Annotated in this window: 26 protein-coding genes; 7 read left to right on the top strand and 19 right to left on the bottom strand. The window is 33.3% G+C overall.

The window, feature by feature from the left end; translation table 11 throughout:
- Window positions 1-52: 52 nt before the first annotated feature.
- From M2265_RS00130 to M2265_RS00120, 3 genes are all read right to left on the bottom strand, one after another.
- On the bottom strand, window positions 53-1,177 hold the full coding sequence (locus tag M2265_RS00130; RefSeq protein ID WP_132768742.1) for a hypothetical protein: 1,125 nt from the start codon (window positions 1,175-1,177) through the stop codon (window positions 53-55).
- Between the two features lie 11 nt (window positions 1,178-1,188).
- Window positions 1,189-3,690 carry an N-6 DNA methylase gene (locus M2265_RS00125; RefSeq protein ID WP_132768743.1) on the bottom strand — a complete coding sequence of 834 codons (2,502 nt, stop codon included), beginning with the start codon at window positions 3,688-3,690 and terminating at the stop codon, window positions 1,189-1,191.
- A gap of 140 nt (window positions 3,691-3,830) precedes the next feature.
- Window positions 3,831-4,469, bottom strand: coding sequence for a vWA domain-containing protein (locus M2265_RS00120; protein ID WP_132768745.1), 639 nt, complete (start codon window positions 4,467-4,469; stop codon window positions 3,831-3,833).
- A gap of 580 nt (window positions 4,470-5,049) precedes the next feature.
- On the opposite strand from M2265_RS00120, the gene M2265_RS00115 reads away from it, so the two are divergent.
- Together M2265_RS00115 and M2265_RS00110 are read left to right on the top strand one after the other, a co-directional pair.
- Entirely contained in the window at window positions 5,050-5,730 is a 681-nt protein-coding gene (locus tag M2265_RS00115; RefSeq protein ID WP_132768747.1) for a DUF6843 domain-containing protein, read from the top strand.
- Window positions 5,715-6,122 carry a hypothetical protein gene (locus tag M2265_RS00110; RefSeq protein ID WP_132768749.1) on the top strand — a complete coding sequence of 136 codons (408 nt, stop codon included), beginning with the start codon at window positions 5,715-5,717 and terminating at the stop codon, window positions 6,120-6,122. The genes M2265_RS00115 and M2265_RS00110 overlap by 16 nt, the downstream gene beginning before the upstream one ends.
- Window positions 6,123-6,287: 165 nt before the next feature.
- On the opposite strand, the gene M2265_RS00105 is transcribed toward M2265_RS00110, so the two are convergent.
- Entirely contained in the window at window positions 6,288-6,641 is a 354-nt protein-coding gene (locus M2265_RS00105) for a hypothetical protein (protein ID WP_132768751.1), read from the bottom strand.
- Between the two features lie 197 nt (window positions 6,642-6,838).
- Here M2265_RS00105 and M2265_RS00100 point away from each other — a divergent pair, with 197 nt between their 5' ends.
- Both M2265_RS00100 and M2265_RS00095 read left to right on the top strand, forming a co-directional pair.
- Window positions 6,839-7,585, top strand: coding sequence for a hypothetical protein (locus M2265_RS00100; protein WP_132768753.1), 747 nt, complete (start codon window positions 6,839-6,841; stop codon window positions 7,583-7,585).
- A 207-nt stretch (window positions 7,586-7,792) separates the two neighbouring features.
- The gene (locus M2265_RS00095; protein WP_132768755.1) at window positions 7,793-8,479 is read left to right on the top strand and encodes a tetratricopeptide repeat protein; all 687 of its coding nucleotides are present in this window, start codon (window positions 7,793-7,795) and stop codon (window positions 8,477-8,479) included.
- A gap of 45 nt (window positions 8,480-8,524) precedes the next feature.
- On the opposite strand, the gene M2265_RS00090 is transcribed toward M2265_RS00095, so the two are convergent.
- The 15 genes from M2265_RS00090 to M2265_RS00020 form a co-directional block, all read right to left on the bottom strand.
- Window positions 8,525-8,848, bottom strand: coding sequence for a colicin immunity domain-containing protein (locus M2265_RS00090; RefSeq protein WP_132768757.1), 324 nt, complete (start codon window positions 8,846-8,848; stop codon window positions 8,525-8,527).
- Between the two features lie 50 nt (window positions 8,849-8,898).
- Window positions 8,899-9,093, bottom strand: a complete 195-nt coding sequence (locus tag M2265_RS00085; RefSeq protein WP_132768759.1) for a colicin D domain-containing protein — start codon at window positions 9,091-9,093, stop codon at window positions 8,899-8,901.
- Window positions 9,094-9,243: 150 nt separating this feature from the next.
- Window positions 9,244-9,609, bottom strand: coding sequence for a hypothetical protein (locus tag M2265_RS00080; RefSeq protein ID WP_132768761.1), 366 nt, complete (start codon window positions 9,607-9,609; stop codon window positions 9,244-9,246).
- A 55-nt stretch (window positions 9,610-9,664) separates the two neighbouring features.
- On the bottom strand, window positions 9,665-10,207 hold the full coding sequence (locus M2265_RS00075) for a hypothetical protein (protein WP_132768762.1): 543 nt from the start codon (window positions 10,205-10,207) through the stop codon (window positions 9,665-9,667).
- Window positions 10,208-10,495: 288 nt separating this feature from the next.
- Window positions 10,496-10,627 (bottom strand): hypothetical protein, encoded by a 132-nt coding sequence (locus tag M2265_RS00070; protein WP_262708408.1) that lies wholly within the window; start codon window positions 10,625-10,627, stop codon window positions 10,496-10,498.
- 4 nt (window positions 10,628-10,631) lie between these two features.
- A complete protein-coding gene (locus M2265_RS00065; protein ID WP_132768764.1) occupies window positions 10,632-11,123 on the bottom strand; it encodes a hypothetical protein in 492 nt (163 codons plus the stop codon).
- A gap of 4 nt (window positions 11,124-11,127) precedes the next feature.
- On the bottom strand, window positions 11,128-11,376 hold the full coding sequence (locus tag M2265_RS00060) for a hypothetical protein (protein WP_132768766.1): 249 nt from the start codon (window positions 11,374-11,376) through the stop codon (window positions 11,128-11,130).
- A gap of 313 nt (window positions 11,377-11,689) precedes the next feature.
- Window positions 11,690-12,223: a hypothetical protein gene (locus M2265_RS00055; RefSeq protein ID WP_132768767.1), complete on the bottom strand. Its 534-nt coding sequence runs from the start codon at window positions 12,221-12,223 to the stop codon at window positions 11,690-11,692.
- A gap of 293 nt (window positions 12,224-12,516) precedes the next feature.
- A complete protein-coding gene (locus M2265_RS00050) occupies window positions 12,517-12,915 on the bottom strand; it encodes a hypothetical protein (protein WP_132768769.1) in 399 nt (132 codons plus the stop codon).
- Window positions 12,916-13,016: 101 nt separating this feature from the next.
- The gene (locus M2265_RS00045) at window positions 13,017-13,379 is read right to left on the bottom strand and encodes a hypothetical protein (protein WP_132768771.1); all 363 of its coding nucleotides are present in this window, start codon (window positions 13,377-13,379) and stop codon (window positions 13,017-13,019) included.
- A gap of 9 nt (window positions 13,380-13,388) precedes the next feature.
- Window positions 13,389-13,589, bottom strand: a complete 201-nt coding sequence (locus M2265_RS00040; protein ID WP_132768773.1) for a hypothetical protein — start codon at window positions 13,587-13,589, stop codon at window positions 13,389-13,391.
- A 366-nt stretch (window positions 13,590-13,955) separates the two neighbouring features.
- Window positions 13,956-14,345 carry a hypothetical protein gene (locus M2265_RS00035; RefSeq protein WP_132768775.1) on the bottom strand — a complete coding sequence of 130 codons (390 nt, stop codon included), beginning with the start codon at window positions 14,343-14,345 and terminating at the stop codon, window positions 13,956-13,958.
- Window positions 14,346-14,348: 3 nt separating this feature from the next.
- Entirely contained in the window at window positions 14,349-15,041 is a 693-nt protein-coding gene (locus M2265_RS00030) for a HEAT repeat domain-containing protein (RefSeq protein WP_132768777.1), read from the bottom strand.
- A gap of 158 nt (window positions 15,042-15,199) precedes the next feature.
- On the bottom strand, window positions 15,200-15,634 hold the full coding sequence (locus M2265_RS00025) for a hypothetical protein (protein ID WP_132768779.1): 435 nt from the start codon (window positions 15,632-15,634) through the stop codon (window positions 15,200-15,202).
- A 278-nt stretch (window positions 15,635-15,912) separates the two neighbouring features.
- Window positions 15,913-16,803: a flavin reductase family protein gene (locus M2265_RS00020; RefSeq protein WP_132768781.1), complete on the bottom strand. Its 891-nt coding sequence runs from the start codon at window positions 16,801-16,803 to the stop codon at window positions 15,913-15,915.
- Window positions 16,804-17,235: 432 nt separating this feature from the next.
- Here M2265_RS00020 and M2265_RS00015 point away from each other — a divergent pair, with 432 nt between their 5' ends.
- The 3 genes from M2265_RS00015 to M2265_RS00005 all read left to right on the top strand — a co-directional run.
- Window positions 17,236-17,616: a BlaI/MecI/CopY family transcriptional regulator gene (locus tag M2265_RS00015; RefSeq protein ID WP_132768783.1), complete on the top strand. Its 381-nt coding sequence runs from the start codon at window positions 17,236-17,238 to the stop codon at window positions 17,614-17,616.
- A gap of 30 nt (window positions 17,617-17,646) precedes the next feature.
- Window positions 17,647-18,948, top strand: coding sequence for a M56 family metallopeptidase (locus M2265_RS00010; RefSeq protein ID WP_132768785.1), 1,302 nt, complete (start codon window positions 17,647-17,649; stop codon window positions 18,946-18,948).
- An 81-nt stretch (window positions 18,949-19,029) separates the two neighbouring features.
- The coding region (locus M2265_RS00005) for a carboxypeptidase-like regulatory domain-containing protein (RefSeq protein ID WP_264599335.1) at window positions 19,030-19,335 on the top strand (306 nt) is incomplete at its 3' end.

Genomic DNA, 19,335 nt, shown 5'->3' with positions numbered 1-19,335 from the left:
TTACGGTACGATGCAGTGGATGTGCATCAATAAAATGATTGGCTAAAGAATGCTAGTGTTTAAAGATCTCTTTGATCTGATCACCTTGGTCTCTAAGCAGCACGCTGATACGATCGGCTACTTGTAAATGGTGTTTGTGGACAAGTGCATACGGTACTTGATAACTAATCTTATCCGCTGATACGAAGGTGGCACGACCTGTTGTTTCGTGAAGTGCAGTCACTAAGCCCTCTACAAGATTCTTCTTGGTCCAACGACTCTCATTATGTTCGATAACCTGATTTTCAAATAGGAATTTCCCAAAATAGCTCAAGAGTTCTAATAGATTGTTGAGAATAGAGATTGAAAGGTAATTTGATTTATAGTTGCTCGCGTATTCCAGAACGCGCAACTGCAACCCGTCATTGTAGTGGGATCCATCCTGCGTAATTTTTAGGTTCTGCACAAACAATTCTGCGATCAAGGGGTGTACGATATCTTGATGGTAATCGTATGCCCGGTGTCGTTTGCTGAGAAAGAGTCCAACTTTATTGAGTTCACGGATACTGGGACAAATGATTCTTAGATTTTTTAATTTGTCTACGAGCAGTTCAAGGATGGTGCGAATAGCATTAAACTCACTAAAAAATACAGTTTTATCGGAATGATAGGAACGTAAGATCTGTAACAGATGGACAGAATCTTCGAATCGTAATAATCCATTGAAAATCTGAAACGCTGCTTGATACTGATGTTTGAGCTGGGTATCAAGATTTCGGGATGAATCATCTTTCAAGCGGTCAAATAGCGCAATGATCTGCCGATCATCTAATTTGTCGTATATGTCGCCTAGCTTATCCTTGGAGTTTAGGAAATCATTGTCCTGTTTGATTTTATCTTGTCCTGTAAGGATGTACCAAGGCAGTTTTTTCTTGGAACTGATCTTGTCCAGTATCTCAACGACTTTCATCAGTCCGACTTGATTGGTGACATCTCCCTGCTCGTCTGCCTTCTGATAGAATATGCCATCGAGTATGACGGCATCGTAATGCATATAATGTAGTTCAAGATCGCAAATGGCTTCTTGGGAATTGGTAAATGCAATGAGCTCAATATGATGATCGACCGCTTTCTGACGAATATTAAATAGGTGATTGCACTCATCATCCACCCAAAACACACGAAATATATTTTCCATAAGATCTTGAATTAAATAATGTAAGGGATAGAAAGTTCGAAGGTGGTGACAAGATCGGTATACTGCGACCCTTGATCACTGGATTCGTCTAAAATAAACCAGTCACCATTTAAATAGCCTACTATCGTTGAGATGATATAACCGCCAAGACCACTTCCTGCGGTATCACCATATTTGACACCTCGTTGTTTAAAATCACTCAGACTCAAGCTTACTGGAAATGGCTTTCCTGTATTGGCAATGTAGACCAATACTTTGTTTTCGGTATTATTAAGCACTACCTGAAGCTCTATTCTTCGATTTTCAAGTTCCTTCCAATCAAAAGCATGTTGACGGATATTACTCAGGATATTGTCAAATAAAATGGTCAGTAGTTCGTCGTTTGCATTGATAATCAAACCCATTGTTTTGCCTTCGGGATCAGCTTCAATAATTTCATCGGAAATCTGCAAGCTCATCTGTATATTTGGATACAGGCTCTTAATTTTTTTGAAATAGTCTTCAACCCAAACGAGCAGGTTTACTTCATGTAAATGGTATTCATGGACATGAAACTCATGGGTATGATTGCGTAATTCACGTCCAATTTTTTTTGCGTCTAGCATCAGGTTGTCCAACAGTTGGCCTAGATTCAAAATCTGTTTTTCATTGGTTTTCGTTTGAAAAAGATCGGGCACCGTTTTGAGTATTCTTTGCTGTAAAATATCCTTAATGGTCTGTGCATAAAACTCGAGATTGGAAACTGGACCGGCAATCTTATGTCGAAGCAATGCGTTGTTTTCATTGATGGCAATATCTTCAACATTTGCTTGATTGATACCGGTGGAAGGTTCGCTCAAGAAATATAATTCCTGCTCATCTGATCCATCTGGTTCAATACCATAGCTGATCATGAATTGATCTGAAGAATCATCGGTCTGATCAATCTTACGTTTCTTAAACAGATTTCGACTTTTTTCAAGTCGGGGTTTACGGATACGGATAGCCAGAAAACTGTCCAAACTCAGTTTGTGCATGGACGAACTTGAAAAAGCATTGACCTGGTTAAGCACATAGTCCTGTTTGAGCTGTTCTACCAAATAACGATAGCTAAAAATGGATTTCTTTTTAACTTTAAAATGATAAATAACTGCCGAAAGCAATGCCTGATAACTTCCATTAAAATGACTTGCTCGAAGCTGTCGCCCATGTAGGGTAAGTAACAGGCCTTCATCCTGGACAATATAATAACTGTTACGCTGGCGGTCGATAATACCGGGAACAAACTTGGACGGAAATATATTGTTGCCTGTTAAATTGGAAACGCGAATTACATATTCTGGAAAATCTTCTTCTACAGTAGGCAATATTGTGGGCACCAACACTTCTCCAAGGGGTACATACTCGGGATCATCGATGAAGAATCGGTTACCGAGTAAGGCACTTGGATTGTGTAACAATGCGCCATTGTCCATATAGAGTGTATTTCCTAATAGACTTTCATCTAAATAATGATCTACATCTACTCTATTCCAATCGATCTGTTGTCTCCTATTTTTATAAAAATTGAGTTGATCTCTAAAATCTACGATAGCGATCTGATCATTTGTCTTATGCTTGTTGATCACCAGCGTCATTACTTCCGTACCGTTATGACGAAATACACCGGAAGGAAATAGTAGTACCTTTTCAATGTAATTCTGCAAAATTAAACGAGAGAATGTTTCATCATCAGAATCTATTAAAAGGTTGATGAAGTATGATTTATTCAATAAAACGATCGCCCTACCACTTTCATTGGTAGCGTTGGTTGCTAAATCTATAATATAGGTCTCTGCGTCGTAGTTTTGTTCTTCGATACCCTCAAATTGAAAGGGAGAAGTAAAGTTCATAAATACCAGATCGAATTTTTCATGATCGGATGAACTGGCCAAACTGCTTTCACATCGTAAGATAAACTCTTCTGTTTTTTTATAGACATAAAGCCGCAACTGACCGATCCGCCATAGATCTTCATTGTATTCCTGACCGTAGTACTTTTTGTTGTCTGATATTAATGGAATAAGATCCCCATTGCCTGCAAATGGATTGTAAATAGTGCTATAACTTGGAAGATCTACCGTGGAGAAAATAAGTGATGCCATCTTGGGATGCATGATATTTCCACGATTTTTATAAAATACAGATTCTGTAATGGTACGGAAAAATGTTTCAAATAACTCGACAAAGCCATGCTGAAAATGTGCTTCTGATAATTCTTCAAATTGAGCCAACAAGAATTTCAGATCATCTGCTGTAAAGGATGAAATAACCGGAAAGGAAGTTAAAAGGGAATACAATCCGTAGCTACTGCCGTCGTTATTTATCAATTTAAGTACTACTGCGTCTTTATCTAATTGATGATCGACAATATCTTCTTTAAAAATACAAAGTAAATAGAGCGTAACCGAATAATCCATTGTATCGATACCACCTTTATTGGTATAGAATCCTGTAATGGTATTCAAGACTTTATTTACTTCATTTCCTTTCATACGGCCGTCCTTTGTATTTGATTATTTTTCCTACACGAAGATGCTGCAATCGACACATAATAAAAAATAAAAAGATCAAAATAGTGCTACTATTTTGATCTTTTTATTTTTTAAATCACTTTCTACTTCGTAAATCACTGTTAAGAGCCTTCATAATCCGAATGATGTTTATCTGAACTGCTAAATTTATCAAATATTTTACGATAAATAGATTTACGGGATTCACGATCTTTCTGAAACATAATTTCGATACCATTGGTATTTTTGTCGAAACTGATACTATGTTTGATCGCTATATTTTCTGCAGCCTTGGTTACATCATGATCTGTACCGATATAGGTAAAATTCCAATTGGATTCACTGAGTTGCCCAATGAGTTGTCGAATTGCAAGGGCTGAATATTCTGTTGATGCATTTTCCTCACCATCGGTCAAGATAGTAACTAATACATGGTAACTCTCTTCTTGATTGAGAACCAGTTTTAATTTGTTTACTGCAAATCCGATGGCATCGTATAGCGGTGTAGATGCATCGGGTATATATCTTTTTTCATCGATAAAGTCTACGCTTGTTACAGGATCGCAAAAATGAAGCATTTTCTTGCCAAAGCCATTAAAGCTTATAATTGAAATGGTATGTTGCTGCTCAGGGTAATTTTGTTGTTCTTCCTTGATGGTGCTAATGGTCTTGTTGAAACCTTTCATGACCAATGATTTGATACCTGACATCGAACCACTCTCATCGAGAATAATCAGATTGTGAACTTTTGTTTGTCTCATAATTTTGCTTTTTAATTTGTTAAAACCATTATTATAAAACCCAATATGTTTCTTTTATAATAACGATGTTGAACAAAATTATACAGCACCTGTGCAGAGGATGTGCACAGATGTTATACAAAAACAAAATAGTACGATGAATAACCAGAAATCATAAACGACATAAATTAAAATTCATGGTTAAAGATTAAAAGCAAAATACTTATGTATTCTGCAATTGCGCGCAATAATAAGTAATCTTATTTTACCTTGTATACGGGAAACCGTAAAGGCGAGAAAAAGAGGAAAACATTCGGCTTTATCGAGTCTGCTTAACAGACCATGCATAATTTATACTACCGATTGCAATTGCGCCTTTTTCTTTCGATTCGTTTCAGGAATCAAAATGATAATTACACCTTTTATATTAATTCAAAATCAATTACATTCATCGCTGATAAAAGTCTTTTTTATTTCCTTTTGTAGTATATTAGCAAATACTATATTTCTTATGCTAACCGTGATACAAATTTAAAATTCAGTTTGCCATTTTCGCCAAGCCACAAACCATCTGTAATTTTACAAATACGACAAATAAAAAATGAGAGTTTATAAAACGGGAATTATTCTGATTATTTTAAGTTGGATTGCTTGCTTAAATCTTTATTGGATAATATTTGGAGGACCAGTTTTTATAATCGGACTTTTGATCGTATGGCTCTCTAAAATCAAGCTAAAGACAAAATTACTAACGACCTTTTTACCACTGCTACTTTGGTATCCTGGAATGCTTGCATTCGTCTTTTTAGCCTCAAAGCATATGACACCAGAGACCTTTCTTATTCCTAAAGACTTTAGAGGTCAAATCACGCTAATTTATAATGAGCCTTGTGGACAGACTGTTCCAAAAGTAGACGGAAGACTGATTTACAAAATTCCAGATAATGGAGTTATGATACTCACAAACAAATTTGAGACTGGTATCATAGACCAAGAGTATTATTTTGTTTATAAAAACTGGAACAAAATAGAAAAAATACCAGAACTTATACAGCAAGACTTTAACGAAGACTACACACTTGAAAAGAACAAAAATGAGCCTCCAAGAAATAAGGTCGGTATATTTTTACTTGGGACAGCTAGTGGATCTACTGCAATGAATGAGAATTATGAGTTTCATATGATGGCAGTCACTTCCTGGGACAATTTTAGAGTTCAAGACTATGGAGGTATTCCGGACAAATTAATCGACAGCTTATTATTCCAATGCAGGAAAAAATAACCATACAATATTTAATTGGTGTAGGACTTGCACTTTTGACAATTCCAATAGTTGAAGGGGCGCTTGCGGTACTTCCGAACATTGGTTGGTATTTTTTTACTGTTATGTATATTACGGTATTTACTTTGCAAATCACCTTTTACTACTTGACAACAAACTTCGAATTTGGCTGGACGGTTTTGAGTTTTATTTTGAACTATATACTCTGGACATTTGAGCAAGTAACTATTGAGAAGACTTTTCACGACTCCATTATTTACAATGGAGAGAACGGAAAACTTGGCGTATACATTCTTGGCGGACTACTTTGGGTAACAAATAAAATTCTTATTGATAAACTTTTTGACCTTAATAAATCCATTCACAAGCAGAGCAGTAGAATAAATGCATAGTGAATTTTGCATATTGCTTTTGGCTTCTTTGGTACTTTTACTTGTGAATACTTGATGACAATAAAGAGGATATCATTTTAATGAATTTTTACACTTGTAATTGTAAAGCATATATTTTGTTTACGAAATGATTTAACATGAGCTAGTTAGAAAATTTAACAAAGCCTATTTATCCAAAGCAAAATATCCTCCATCTTTTGGTGCACCTCGAAATTCTATCAACATGTTTTCGCGGAGTAGCTTAAGATAACGTTCAACAGTAGAATGACCTTTACCGATAGCAATAGCAAGTTGTTTAGCATTCATACCAGGAGTAGTATTTATAAGGGTAATAAGTCTATTAAGACTATCATTTACACCCTCACGTACACCTTCTACAACAATATCATTTACACCCTCACGTACACCCTCACGTACACCCTCACCTATTCCAAGTCCAGGAAACTCAAGTATAAGATGATCACCATCTTCTTTCCAAATAGGATCTGTTAGGCCATAAGTCTTACAATCCTTCTCCATCCGTCGATTAGAGGCTCCTGAAGCGCGATCTCCAGTAAGATGATGTCCAGTTACCTTCTATCAAGAACTATACTTCTAATCATGCTGAATGAGCGATTACAAGATGGACAATCATCGGTATTATAATGACGATTTGGGGAAAGATTCTGTATATTAGCCTTACTAAACAATATTGCCATTAATAAAAACAAACCTCAATGAAACTGACATTTTATATATTAATGCTTTTAATCTTTTCAACAAATTGTGGAAATAGTCAAACAACAAATTCACAAGAAAATTTGACTGGAAATATTCAGTCTGACTTGAAGGAGCTACTCCCAAATAAAAATGTGCAAGCTGATATTATGGACAATATTTTACAAAGTCCGAGGCAAGTTGAACTGACAAAAAAAATTCAATCAGCAATTACAGAAAACTATGAGTGGTTTTTAGAGTATATGAAAACTGTTCCAAATGGAGAACCTATGCCTTATAATGAAAGGTTGGGTGTGACAAAAGAAGAATATACAGAACTAATGGCTTGGATGAATAATGTTGAAGTCGTTTCGACAGGAAAAGAGAATATCTTTATTGAAATTAAAGATGATTTAATTCGCTTTAAATCACATAACAAACTTGCGAAATTAGACTCACTGACTATTGACTTAAAAAATAATACTGTAAATTATGGACAATATAAAATGTTATTGGCCGACACAATAAATGTTACAACAGACAAAAATGCACTAAAGAGCAAATGGAAGGGATATAGTTGGAAATTTGAAATTCCTAAAAATCTTGACATGGCTGATTTTAAAAACCGAAACACATTAAATGTGATTCAGTACAAATTCACAATAGGACGAATTGAAAAAAATGGTAAAACTTATATGAGCTTAAAAGGTATAGAATATGAAGATGGGACAAAGTCTGTTGATTTTGAATTACCAGTTCAGTTCTGAGGCAAATTTACTATTGCTAACAAGGTATTGCCAAAAGCTGGGTTAAATGGCTTCAATTGGGCATACCGATCAAGCTTCTTTATAAAGTCTTGCTAACCCATGTTTTCTGCTGTTAATAAGAGCGGTATAATAGGAAACTATACTAATGGGTAATTGATGTAAATCATAGCTGAACAATAGAGCAAAACAAAAACTTACTTATCGACAATGAAATACACCATAACATGCATTCTTCTACTTATTACGACTCTCATATTTGGACAACAAATAACGTATTCAAATTGGAAAAAAGAAGCAAAAACTGAAATACGTCTTCTACCTAAATATGGAAATGCTGTCAAGACTAAAGAGCAAAAAACAATTGATCAGGAACTTATAAAGTCGTATTTAGAAAAAGCTGGAACGAATCGTAAAGCTTCTGAACTTTTGATTAAACTGGGCTTTGATTATTTATATAAGCAGGACTTAAAAACAGCCATGTATAGGTTTAATCAGGCCTGGCTTCTCGACCCGACAAATGCAGATGTGTTTTGGGGATTCGGTGCTATTTATTTTTCATTCGAGGATTTTGAAAGTGCAATGCAGCAGTACGACGAAGGTTTGAAATTAAATGCTAACAGTTCCAACATTCTGACCGACAAGGCAACTGTTTATATGACAAGGTTTATGGAAAATCATGGAAATAAAGATTTCAATTTGGCTATAAATAACTTTAAAAAATCTTATTCTATTGATCCCAAAAACCAAAATACCCTTTTTAAAATGTCAGTATGCTACTTTGTAAAAAAGGATTGTGAGAATGCTTGGAAGTATTACAATGAATGTAAAAAACTTGGCGGTCAACCAATAACAAAGGAATATACAGAGGCTTTAACACAAGGTTGTAAGAAATAAACGCCTGCTGATCATACCATATAAATATAGATCCTATAACAATTATTAAAACAAATATTTAAACTTTTTTAATAAAGACACTTTGTTGTCTAACCTTATCCGTAACTCTTCTTCGTTAATATTAAAGCCATCATTAGGGTCATACAATTCTTCTGGATTATATTCGTCAATATCAAGAAAAATTGAATCCATAATACTGTTGACTTCATCATCGAAAGATGAGGTCAACCAATAGTTATCTTCTCTTCTAGTTTGAAGAAAATACTCCAAAAAACATGAAACTGTAATTTCATTAGATAAAAACACATCAATAAGATAAATATACTTTTGTAAATTTATTTTATCTAATAATTTTATATAATTTACCATAAAAATCCTTTTGTTAATATCCCTTGAATTTGCGCGGGACTTAAAGTGGCTCAGCTAATAAAATGCCCTGATGGAGATGCCATAACATTCAATCCGGTTTGTGGATTTAAATAAAATGTTGCGGGATTATTTGCATTCCTATATGTCCCCTGAATTATTTGTGTTCCTGATGCGTTAATATGTTTCAAATTAAAATCATCAGAGAATTTTTCGAATATCTTTTGTGCACTATTAATTTTGTTCATTGATTACAAATTAGGCTTTCTATTAAATCTATTAATAAACTTGGAATTTAATCATATTTATTAGATTCGAGAAAATAAATTAAGTATCCTTAAAAGGAGTATGGCTAGCAAAATGTGCCAAAACTGCTTAATTTGAGATTTCCAACTTTCTTAGCTGATGAATTGCTTCCTGTAAAATAGTAGAAATAACAATATACTCAAGCCTATTTTAACGAGCATCCAAGTTTCCAAGTCTTGGTTAGTTTCATACCATCCTAAAGCAAACTCTAAGCTAAAAACACAAAATAAGATCAGTAGCCTAGTCCACTTACTTTGTCGAAAAGACAATCTTACAGGAAGAAACAATAACACTACTTCAAGTATTGGAAGAGAAAGCAACATAAATACCGCCAAGAAAAACCCTTCAACGTTAACCCTTCCAAAATCCCATTTGGAATTACCTTCTAAAAAAAGATAGATATAAAAAATTACCCATTTCACCGCGATATATCCACCAAATTTCGCAAATGCTCCCATATTGTTTTATATGTTATTATGGTAATCTAATATAAAACTAAACTATCATCAATAGCTAGATTTTTTGTAATATTGGGTTCAACACATCATAATCTGGCCAATCACCAAAACCTTTAAATTTCAGATTTTGACTCCACGAAACCATGGCTCTACATTCAAAACAGATTTTAGCGATTCCGATACACTTTTTGTCTTTATAAAAAACTAGGATATCACGAAACTCTTGTATGCATGAGGTATCGAGATAATGCTTTCGAACTTTTGAAAAAAATAAAGAATCTATAGGTCTATAAAGTGACTTATTGATTGAGCGATTTGAATATCCTATTTCTTTCAATCTAGGTAGCAAAGAAATATCAACCTGATTATCTTGCAGTACAGACAGCAAAAGGTTATCTTTCTCGATTTTATTTTGCTTATCCTCCAATTCGCTTATTTTATAAAGATCAATTGCAATCGAATAATGCTCTAATGAATCAAAATTTGAGAATACTAAAGGTGATCTTTCCCCGGTGTTAGATTCGCTATTATTTATACAGCTCTGTAGGTAAATAATACTAAATATACTGCAGGCTATAAAAAGAGATGCTATTTTCATATTTATCATTCTCATGTCTATAAACAGCTATTGCTGTTATTCTAATTTTCAAAAACCAAAGCTCTTTTTATCTGAGAGAGTCGTTTCTTTCAAAAGTCTTATCATAACATTTAAAATTAGTAATTCATCTCAGAATGCTATACTTTTAAAATGTATTTTTTTGGGGAGGATGTCACCTCATATTGAGAATTCCTAATTCATCACTAAGATCTACCTTTTGCCTCCATTCTGCTTCTTCTTTGCAACTAACATTTAACAAATCCACCTCTTTTCTAGCCGCCTTTAAAATTATATATTCATATTTATAATTGTAGGGAGACCAGCGTCTATACTGCTCTGCCAATGGATCAATCCCATTCCACCTGCCGATCTCTGCATCATAGGATCTAGCTCCGTAATCGTATTGTCGTGCTTTTTCATTAAATTACATACCTTTCATATAATCGGAAAATATTTTTGAATGTCCATACATTTTTTTCAATTTGATTTTTTTCGCGCCTAAATACTCAAGAGCTCTTTCTTTGTTAAAAGGGCCTTCACAATATTTATTAATGCTCTTTTCACAATCAACAACGCACGTATCCAAATGAAAACTTAAAGATTTATTTATGAACCAATAATTTGTATCTGCGATAAATTTATTAAAAGTTTCTACAGCTATTACGTTGTTACTTACAGCAGCACCTAGGACATGTACATGAAACTTACCTATCGAGTCATAATGTAGATCGTAACTTGGCACAATATATACACCTGCAAAGCAACCACTATTATCCTTCTCCTTACAATAAACCACCACGTCATCTTCTTCTCTATCGCCTTTCATGATGTGAAATCCATTGCCTAAATTATTCTTCTCACTATTTGAACACGAAAACAATGTCATAAAAATAAGAGTTGTTATAAATATCTTCATCTTATCAAAATTTTGATTCACCTACTTTAGGATACTGTGGTCTAAAAATTCGTTTCTCGTTTAATGTCCCTGTACCATAATAATATGTCCTAAAGCCCATTCCATCTGCCAATCCCGTTCTGGCTCGCTCGACTTGGATTAAAGTATTTCGAACTTTACCACCTCCCGAATTCCAATCATAATCGGTAACTTCATTATTGACTCTAAAAAGTAGACAATGCCAGTGCACAACTGGGGCTTGACTATATCCCAACTTTATATTAAATTTGGAGATAGGCTCAAACTGGAACGCGGTTTTTAAGTTTTTAATCCAATGGCACAGTTCGAGTTACACTCCTAGCCATTAAATAAATCTTGATCGCTCGTATTTTTATCAATTTTCTACTTTTAAAATGTTCAGTTTTTTGGGAGGAGGTTTCTCCTTTACATTATTAAGCGCTCACTTCTAATATAACACTTCCTTATCTCTATTTCCGACATTCTGTAAACAACACTAATAAACAGAAAGCAACTTAACATGCAAAAAATAGTCTTTCATTAACCTTTTGTTCAATTTCCAAACGTTATTAATCCAATTTTGAATAAATTACATTTCCTAAGTGTTTAAAAGTTTCAATTCCATTATTTTTATTGAATATCCTTGTTTCTATTGTATTACCGTCCGAATTTGGCATAGAAATAATATAATCATTATTAAAGATCAGTTTTATTCCAAAAGGCTCTACATTATACTCGATGAAAAGTAATTTTATATCAATAATTTCAGAACCAATAATATTCTCAAACATTTCACATTTTGTTACATCATAATATTCTTTATCAATTATAAAATTATCATCTTCTCCTTTCATCCACATCTTTATTCTTTGATTATAATCTCCACCATCATATTCGTTTTGAGGTAATGATTGATATAAAATATGAGGAAACCACAATTCATCTTTATCAACACTGATAACACATAATTTGTTATTGTTACTCTGGAAAATAAAACCAAATGAAACATCAATATCACTTAGTTCTTGTTCTCCGAAAGGAGGCCATATTATAAGATATAATTTTTCAACTTTCTGTCCAATTAGCTCTTTAAATTCTGTCATCTACTTATTTAATTGGTATTGCTTTCACATAATGTGAGTTTGAAGTCTTGTTAATTACTGCAATGAATTCCCCATTTAATTTTGTAACTAGCATTTTCCCGTTATTGGTAATATGCATTAATACATTATCTGCCTGACCAGGTCATGCACCAGTTCTTGTTAATGTTGAATTAAGATTATTATATAGTTGATTTGCGGCACTCCTCAATTGTGGCACTATTTTTTGAAGTTGTTGAATGCTATATTCTCCAAATCCGATTGCATTAGACATACCTAAATAAAATGTACCTCTGTTAGCAACTTCCTGCTATTTCCTTTTCTCTTCCTTTAATTTCGTTCAATCCTAAACTAGTTTCGTTAAATTCCAATTCATTCTCATATACTTTAAAGTAAGAAGCGCCGACATAGTATTTTTCATTTTTAGTTTCTATCTCAAATAAATAATTTTCGTTAGTACTCAAAAAAGAATTTACCGTGGAGTAGTTAATGATTTCTTTATTGTTCTCTACCAAACTAATTGATAAACCAGATAAAGATGTGAATAATTGAATATATCTCGTGCCAAAAAATATGATATCGATATTCTTAAAATTATCCTCATCCTTACTGGCTCTTAACAATAATTGACCATGACTAATTACAAAGTCAAAAACTGTAAAATATTTATTTGATTTAAAAATTTCTTTGCTCATAATTTATCGTTTTAAAATGGACTAGGTATTACTTTTCCATTGAAATAGAAAGTAGTTCGCTCTAAAGCTGCTGGATTCGAATATAATTGAAATAATTCCGCTTAAGCTGAGTAAGCTTTAAAATGTTCAAATAATATTAAATCATTATCCATTGCCGATCTTTTCTCAAGGTCATCTTCATATGGATCAAAACTTATATAATAAAATCCATCACATTTTAAAAGTTTAAACATTTCTATGTTGTAAAAATAAGACATAGAACTATAATTAAATCCATATTCTTTGACAACCTGAAATATGATTTTCAATTCATTTGCTTTCGAATTATGAATTTTAAAATATACTTCTACACATAGGATCTCGTCTATCAAACATATATTAATGCTGGATATTACAGCATTTGGCAAATATGCTTGATTTACTAAAATATCCATTAATTTATCATCTTTTGCTAAATATTCCATATTACTTCTTCAATTATCTTGACGTTCTTTTTGTCTTTTTTGATCCTTCTCTAATTCGTCCTTTTTTGGAGTTCTTCCCTGTTGTCTTTCAGATGGTTTAAGGTCATTTGGATGAGGATTGGGTTTTGGTTTATGATCATGCACGTGATCATCCCTCTCACTTTCAATAGACCAACTTTTCCCATGCCCTTTACTATATTCTTTTTGCACACTTCCATCAGGTCCATGTACATTGGTAGTTGTTACTGAGCATTAGTATCAGGCTATCCTTTATCATCCAGCCTATTTTTTCTGCGAGTCCTGAATTATTAGCAATTCAATCCTTACTGTCTTGATTATTACTTGAATTAAGCATCCTCGGATTCAACTGAACATTGCTCCGTGTACAATCATATCTCACAGAATATCCCAATTGTGAAGAAACTAATTTGCATTAGATACCATTCCGACAAATACTACCATAAAAATTGCAGTAGTGACAGGGTAAACTTCCCTGTTTTTGAAGACTTACCATTTTTCAAACATTTAATAAATATAAAAACCTTAAAAAACTTCACTCATAAACGATACTTCTACTTATAAGATTTTTATCATCCACTTCTTTAAATCTGATTCAAACTTTAGGATGTCAAAATCTTCCAATTTATATTTCCTAATTATAACAGGAACCTCATTAATCAGCTTTTCAACTACGATTTTCTTTCGTTCCTTCTGTTCAATTTTCAAAAATTGGTTTAGATCAAGCATAATATCCATGTAAATAGTCTTCTCCTTTTTTGACAGTCTAATTCTTTGCTTTAGATTCAGACTCGGATCTTGACACATTAGCACGATCGCTACACAATCCAAAGAACTACCATAATATTGCTCTTCAAAAAAATGAGTATAATCAGTTTCATAAAGTAGATTAGTTATGCTATTAATTTTTGCTTCCCAATCACTATCACTTGTTAAAAATAATTTCATATTTTATTTTATTATTTTTTTTAATGCTTTTTGAGCTTCCTTTCTTACGAGAGGTTTAGGGTGATCTGTCAATATTGCTATTTTATCTTTTGCTTTTTGTGATTTAATTTTTCCAAGTGCTATTAAAGCGTGAGCAACTACTTCATCATCATTAAGCAAATTTATTAGTACATCTTCTACTTCTGCAGATTTAATTTTCCCTAAAGCGAAAACAAACATCTGTCTTGAGGTTCTGTTTGTTTTATCCTGAACGATTGGTAAAATGCTCTTGACGTCATCTTGAGTAATTGTCATATCTATAGTATTGCCAATAGCCCAACGTAATGAATCATTATCTTTAGGGATTTGGTGATACATAGTGATTAAATAAGGAGTTGCCTTTCCTTTTGCTTCCTTTACAGCTAATGCCCTTATTATTCCTTCTATATTTCTTTCATGATAATCTTTTTGTAGGTGATCTAATAGAATTGGGATAGCATCAGGATATCGTTCATTTGTATTAACCAAGTCCCATACAGAATTTATTTTAATTCCTATTGAATTAAGGTCGTTCACTAATTCTGCGAGCTCCTCTCTTAAAGATTTTTCTAAAGCAATTCTTATTTCTTCTTTTAATTTTAAATCTTCACTAGATTTAAGTGGTTTAGTGATTAATTCTTTAAATTTCTCATTCAATTCATGTATGTTCAAATTCATGACTATCTATTTAACTGGAATATGTTTATGAATTATTTTTCTTGCCTCCATTAAAGTTTGCAATGGAGTAGAAATAGTAGTATTTGGTCGTGTGGTATAAATTTATACTTTCATTTAAAAAAAAAATGAAAGTAGTACTTGCCACTTATTACATATATCTAAACAGAATCATATAAACAAGCTTTCATGTCCATTTTGAACTTTTCTTTATCAAAATCTTTTACAGCCTTGGGCAGCTTATCTAAATTTGATAAGGACTCCAATATTCTAGTTTTTAAAAGTTCCATACTATCATAATCGTTGCCGGAAACAAAACTTTCATACTCATCAGAAGTTAAAACAATGTTATCAATGAATAATTTTACCATTCTCTGCATCTCTCCTGTAAATCTGTTTTTTGTTGTTTTATCACGAACGTACAAAGGTTTCTTGGCTTTAAAAAGATGCTCAAAACCTGGAGGGGTTAAAACACTTGTAAAACCGATAACATAACTTTCTAGGTCTGAACCATAAAATCTTCCTTCAAAAAAAATTTTTAATTTTTTTTGAAGATCGCTAACAAGATCTAATTTATGATTAGATCCTGCATCCATTATTAAGCTTATATTAAAATGCATAAATAATTATCTAAAAATTTTATTTCCTGGAGGCAATTGCCCATGGGTAATAAAATAGTTGTATATCTAAAACTTGTCTGCAATTTTTATCTGCATCTGATTTCCATAAAATTGAGGATCCATTTTGGCACCCATAGGACCTATTGATCTTAAATAATTAAGATTGGAGTTGATAACTTATTCGACAGTGTAAGTTAAGAACATTAATAATTGTAATGATAGCATTTTAAAATGGAAATGAAAGGCCATTTTGGTTACATCAGCAGCACTTTCCATGCATCCATTACACGTCCATTATCTAACAATTGCTGAGCTTTTAATTGCAGGAGCACCGTGCGATTCTTGATATTGGTATTAAGCAGCTCTTTTACTTCATCAGTTTTACTAAAGGCTTCTACCTCCTCATCTGAAGGCAGCGATTTAACAAGTGCCAATAAACCCAAATTATTCCCGGTTAATACGCTGGAGTTTTTAATCTGTTGAGGAAAAGCATCTATGCCGATACCTACTCCTCCATTATCTATGGGTTTGGCTATTTTAAATAAACTGTCGCTGGTTACCCTACAATACCAATCACCACCTAAACGAGCCACCAGATCCATTTTATGAGGGTCTAATTTACCATTATCATCCAAAATATCTTCATTGATATGAATGCGTTTTACTTCAGCAATAATCAAATTACCTGCTCCTCCGTTTCTCCCTAACGATATTACATCATTCACAGCACATTCCAATTGAATGTTAGATTCTGCTACTCTGGGTGGTTTTACCGTTTCTGAAGGCAGTTCAGTAAACCCTGCTTTTAAAAACTCATTTACTTCTTTTGGATAGTCGGTGCTTGTTAAATAGGTCTGTTGAACCATATTATAGCTCACAATATTAATCACACATTCAGGTATTTCCAAAACGTTTTCAAGCGTATGCTTATTGCTGTTATCCCGAGCCCTGCTTGTCACCGAAAAAACGCATATCGGAGGATTCATACTGACAACATTAAAAAAACTAAACGGACTTAGATTAATCTTGCCGTTTTTATCAATAGAGGATGCGAAGCATATCGGGCGGGGTGCAATGGCAGCGTGCAAATAACTTTGTATTTCCGTTTGCGTTAATGATGAAATATCAAAAGTTTTTAAGCCCATTTAAATTTTTATTAACGTGAGTTTGGAATTAGAAAAGTATACAAAAGATATGGTTTCTGCCTGCTAAATGATTGCCAAAAATATATACACGAATACCAAAATCCTGTGCTTAGAAATGAAGTTACAAAAATCTTTGTAAACACTCCTACTACACCATACAGAAAACATTGATCAATGCAATAAAACTACCCACACGTCTACAACAAAGTCATAAAAAAACCGCTTGGTCATCCCAAACGGTTCTGTATATTTTAGAACGATGTTCTATTTCAGTTTTTCGATTTTACTGCATAGAATCCTTCTAATTTTTTCTACGCTAACTTACACACCTTTAGTAATATTTTGACATAGGCAGACTTAAATATTTAAGATAAAGTTTTGTTCGTACGAAATTTTTCCTACCTTTATAATGTAAAAAATAATAAACCCAATATGAACCAAAAAAATGAACCAACTAAAGCAGAACTTGAAATACTTCGAGCGCTATGGAAATTAGGGCCTTCTACTGTAAGACAGATCAATGAGGCAATTAATGAAGAACGACCGGTAAACTATACTTCTACTTTAAAACTGATGCAGATCATGACTGAAAAAGGACTATTAAAGAGAGATGAAAGTCAAATGAAGCATATATACCACGTGGTCGAAGAGGAGGAAACAACAAAGAGTAATTTACTGGATAGCTTTGTAAAAACTATTTATCAGGGATCAGCGAGCAACTTGGTGATGCAGTTACTGGGAAATAAAAAAACTTCTCAAGAGGATCTTCAAGCTATCAAAAATTTAATCGAGAATCTTGAAGATAATAAATAATATTAAATGATAACTTAAAAATCAGGAATTATGGAACTTTCATCACTAAATACAACATTTGTTGATCTCTTAATAAGAGCTATAGGAAATACCATCATACATTCATTATGGCAAGGTGTCATAATTGCATTATTTGGAGGAATAATTTTATTATTGAGATCTTATACCACTGCACGCATTCGGTATACATTACTCTCTGGAGCATTGATTTTATTCACCGCAATTACGTTATTGACATTCATACATCAGTTTAATGTAGCAGATAATATATTGGGAAGTACCCCTAAAACGACACATACTGGAAATGTGATAGAAGAAACAGATTATATGCAGTATGCCACGAGTTCGGGCTTTAGTGCAATAAACAATCTGACGGATTATTATATATTCCTTGTCCTAATCTGGTTTTTTGTGATATGTATAAAGGCTGTGCGAATGGCAACTGGTATGCATACTATATATAAGCTTAAAAAAACTAATATTGTTCCAGCGGATGCTTATTGGCTCCAAACAATGACTGCGCTCTGCAAAAGAATTGGTGTAACTAGAACCATTTCTTTGGTCGAATCGGGGCTTGCACAGGTGCCAATGGTTATAGGACATTTAAAACCTGTTATCCTAATGCCGATTGGTTTAATAAATAGGCTACCCGTACAGCAGGTAGAAGCTATTATAGCACATGAGCTAGCCCATATATACAGAAAAGACTTTCTGATGAATCTACTGCAAAGTTTTACGGAAATTGTGTTGTTTTACAATCCTGCTGTTTTATGGATTTCATCGTTGATCAGAGAAGAACGTGAAAATTGTTGCGATGATATAGCTGTTACAATAACGGGTAACAAACTTGAATATATCCAAGCACTCGTAGCGTGTGAAGAATACCAAGAATTAACTCCTACATGGAGTATGGCATTGACAGGAGATGGTGGATCTCTATTAAATCGGGTAAAAAGAATAATAGGAACTAAAAAATCATCTCTAAATCTGATCGAAAGATTGATTATAACAGTATGTTTCGTATGTACATTACTAATCACGGCAGCATTTACCATAACTCCTCCCTCCCGTTATACTGAAGCACCAACAAGTATAAATGATCAATCAAAACCGATAAAGGGTGAACGCGTAAAGGGTAAGGAAATGGTAGCGGACTTAATGAACCGAAAATTAATACCTAATAAAAACAAATTTACCATTCGAATTACGAATAAGGCTCTATATATCAATGATGAAAAACAAAGTGCAAAGTTACATCAGTATATATTAAATAAATATGTCCAAAACCCGTCAGACCGACTCAATTATACGCAATCTGTAAGTATTAACTAAGCTTCTCACTACTGGTATTGTCACCTGCTTTTAGCGGGATGGAATACCTATGTCCAAAATTTAAACGCAACAACATCCTAAATGAAACAATTTATAATAACAATAATAGTCATACTGATTACAACTACACAGATAGTAGCCCAGGTCTCTACGGGTATTTCAGGTAGTGTTGTCAATAGGAAAGGGGATTTTGTAGAGGGAGCTACCGTAAGTCTTTATGCTACAAGCGATTCTTCGATAGTCCAAATTAAACAGACTAAAAAAAATGGGAGTTTCCAATTTGTTCCGATTTCTTTGGGTTCATATAGGATAATCATAAGCTTTATGGGGGAAAAAAGATATAACAGTGAAGTACTTGTATTAGATGCGTCCAATAACAGCATCATT

The organism is Sphingobacterium kitahiroshimense, assembly GCF_025961315.1.
GTDB classification, from domain to species: domain Bacteria; phylum Bacteroidota; class Bacteroidia; order Sphingobacteriales; family Sphingobacteriaceae; genus Sphingobacterium; species Sphingobacterium anhuiense.
The sequence above is the reverse complement of the archived record's forward strand: the minus strand, read 5'-3'. Positions and strand labels throughout refer to the sequence as shown.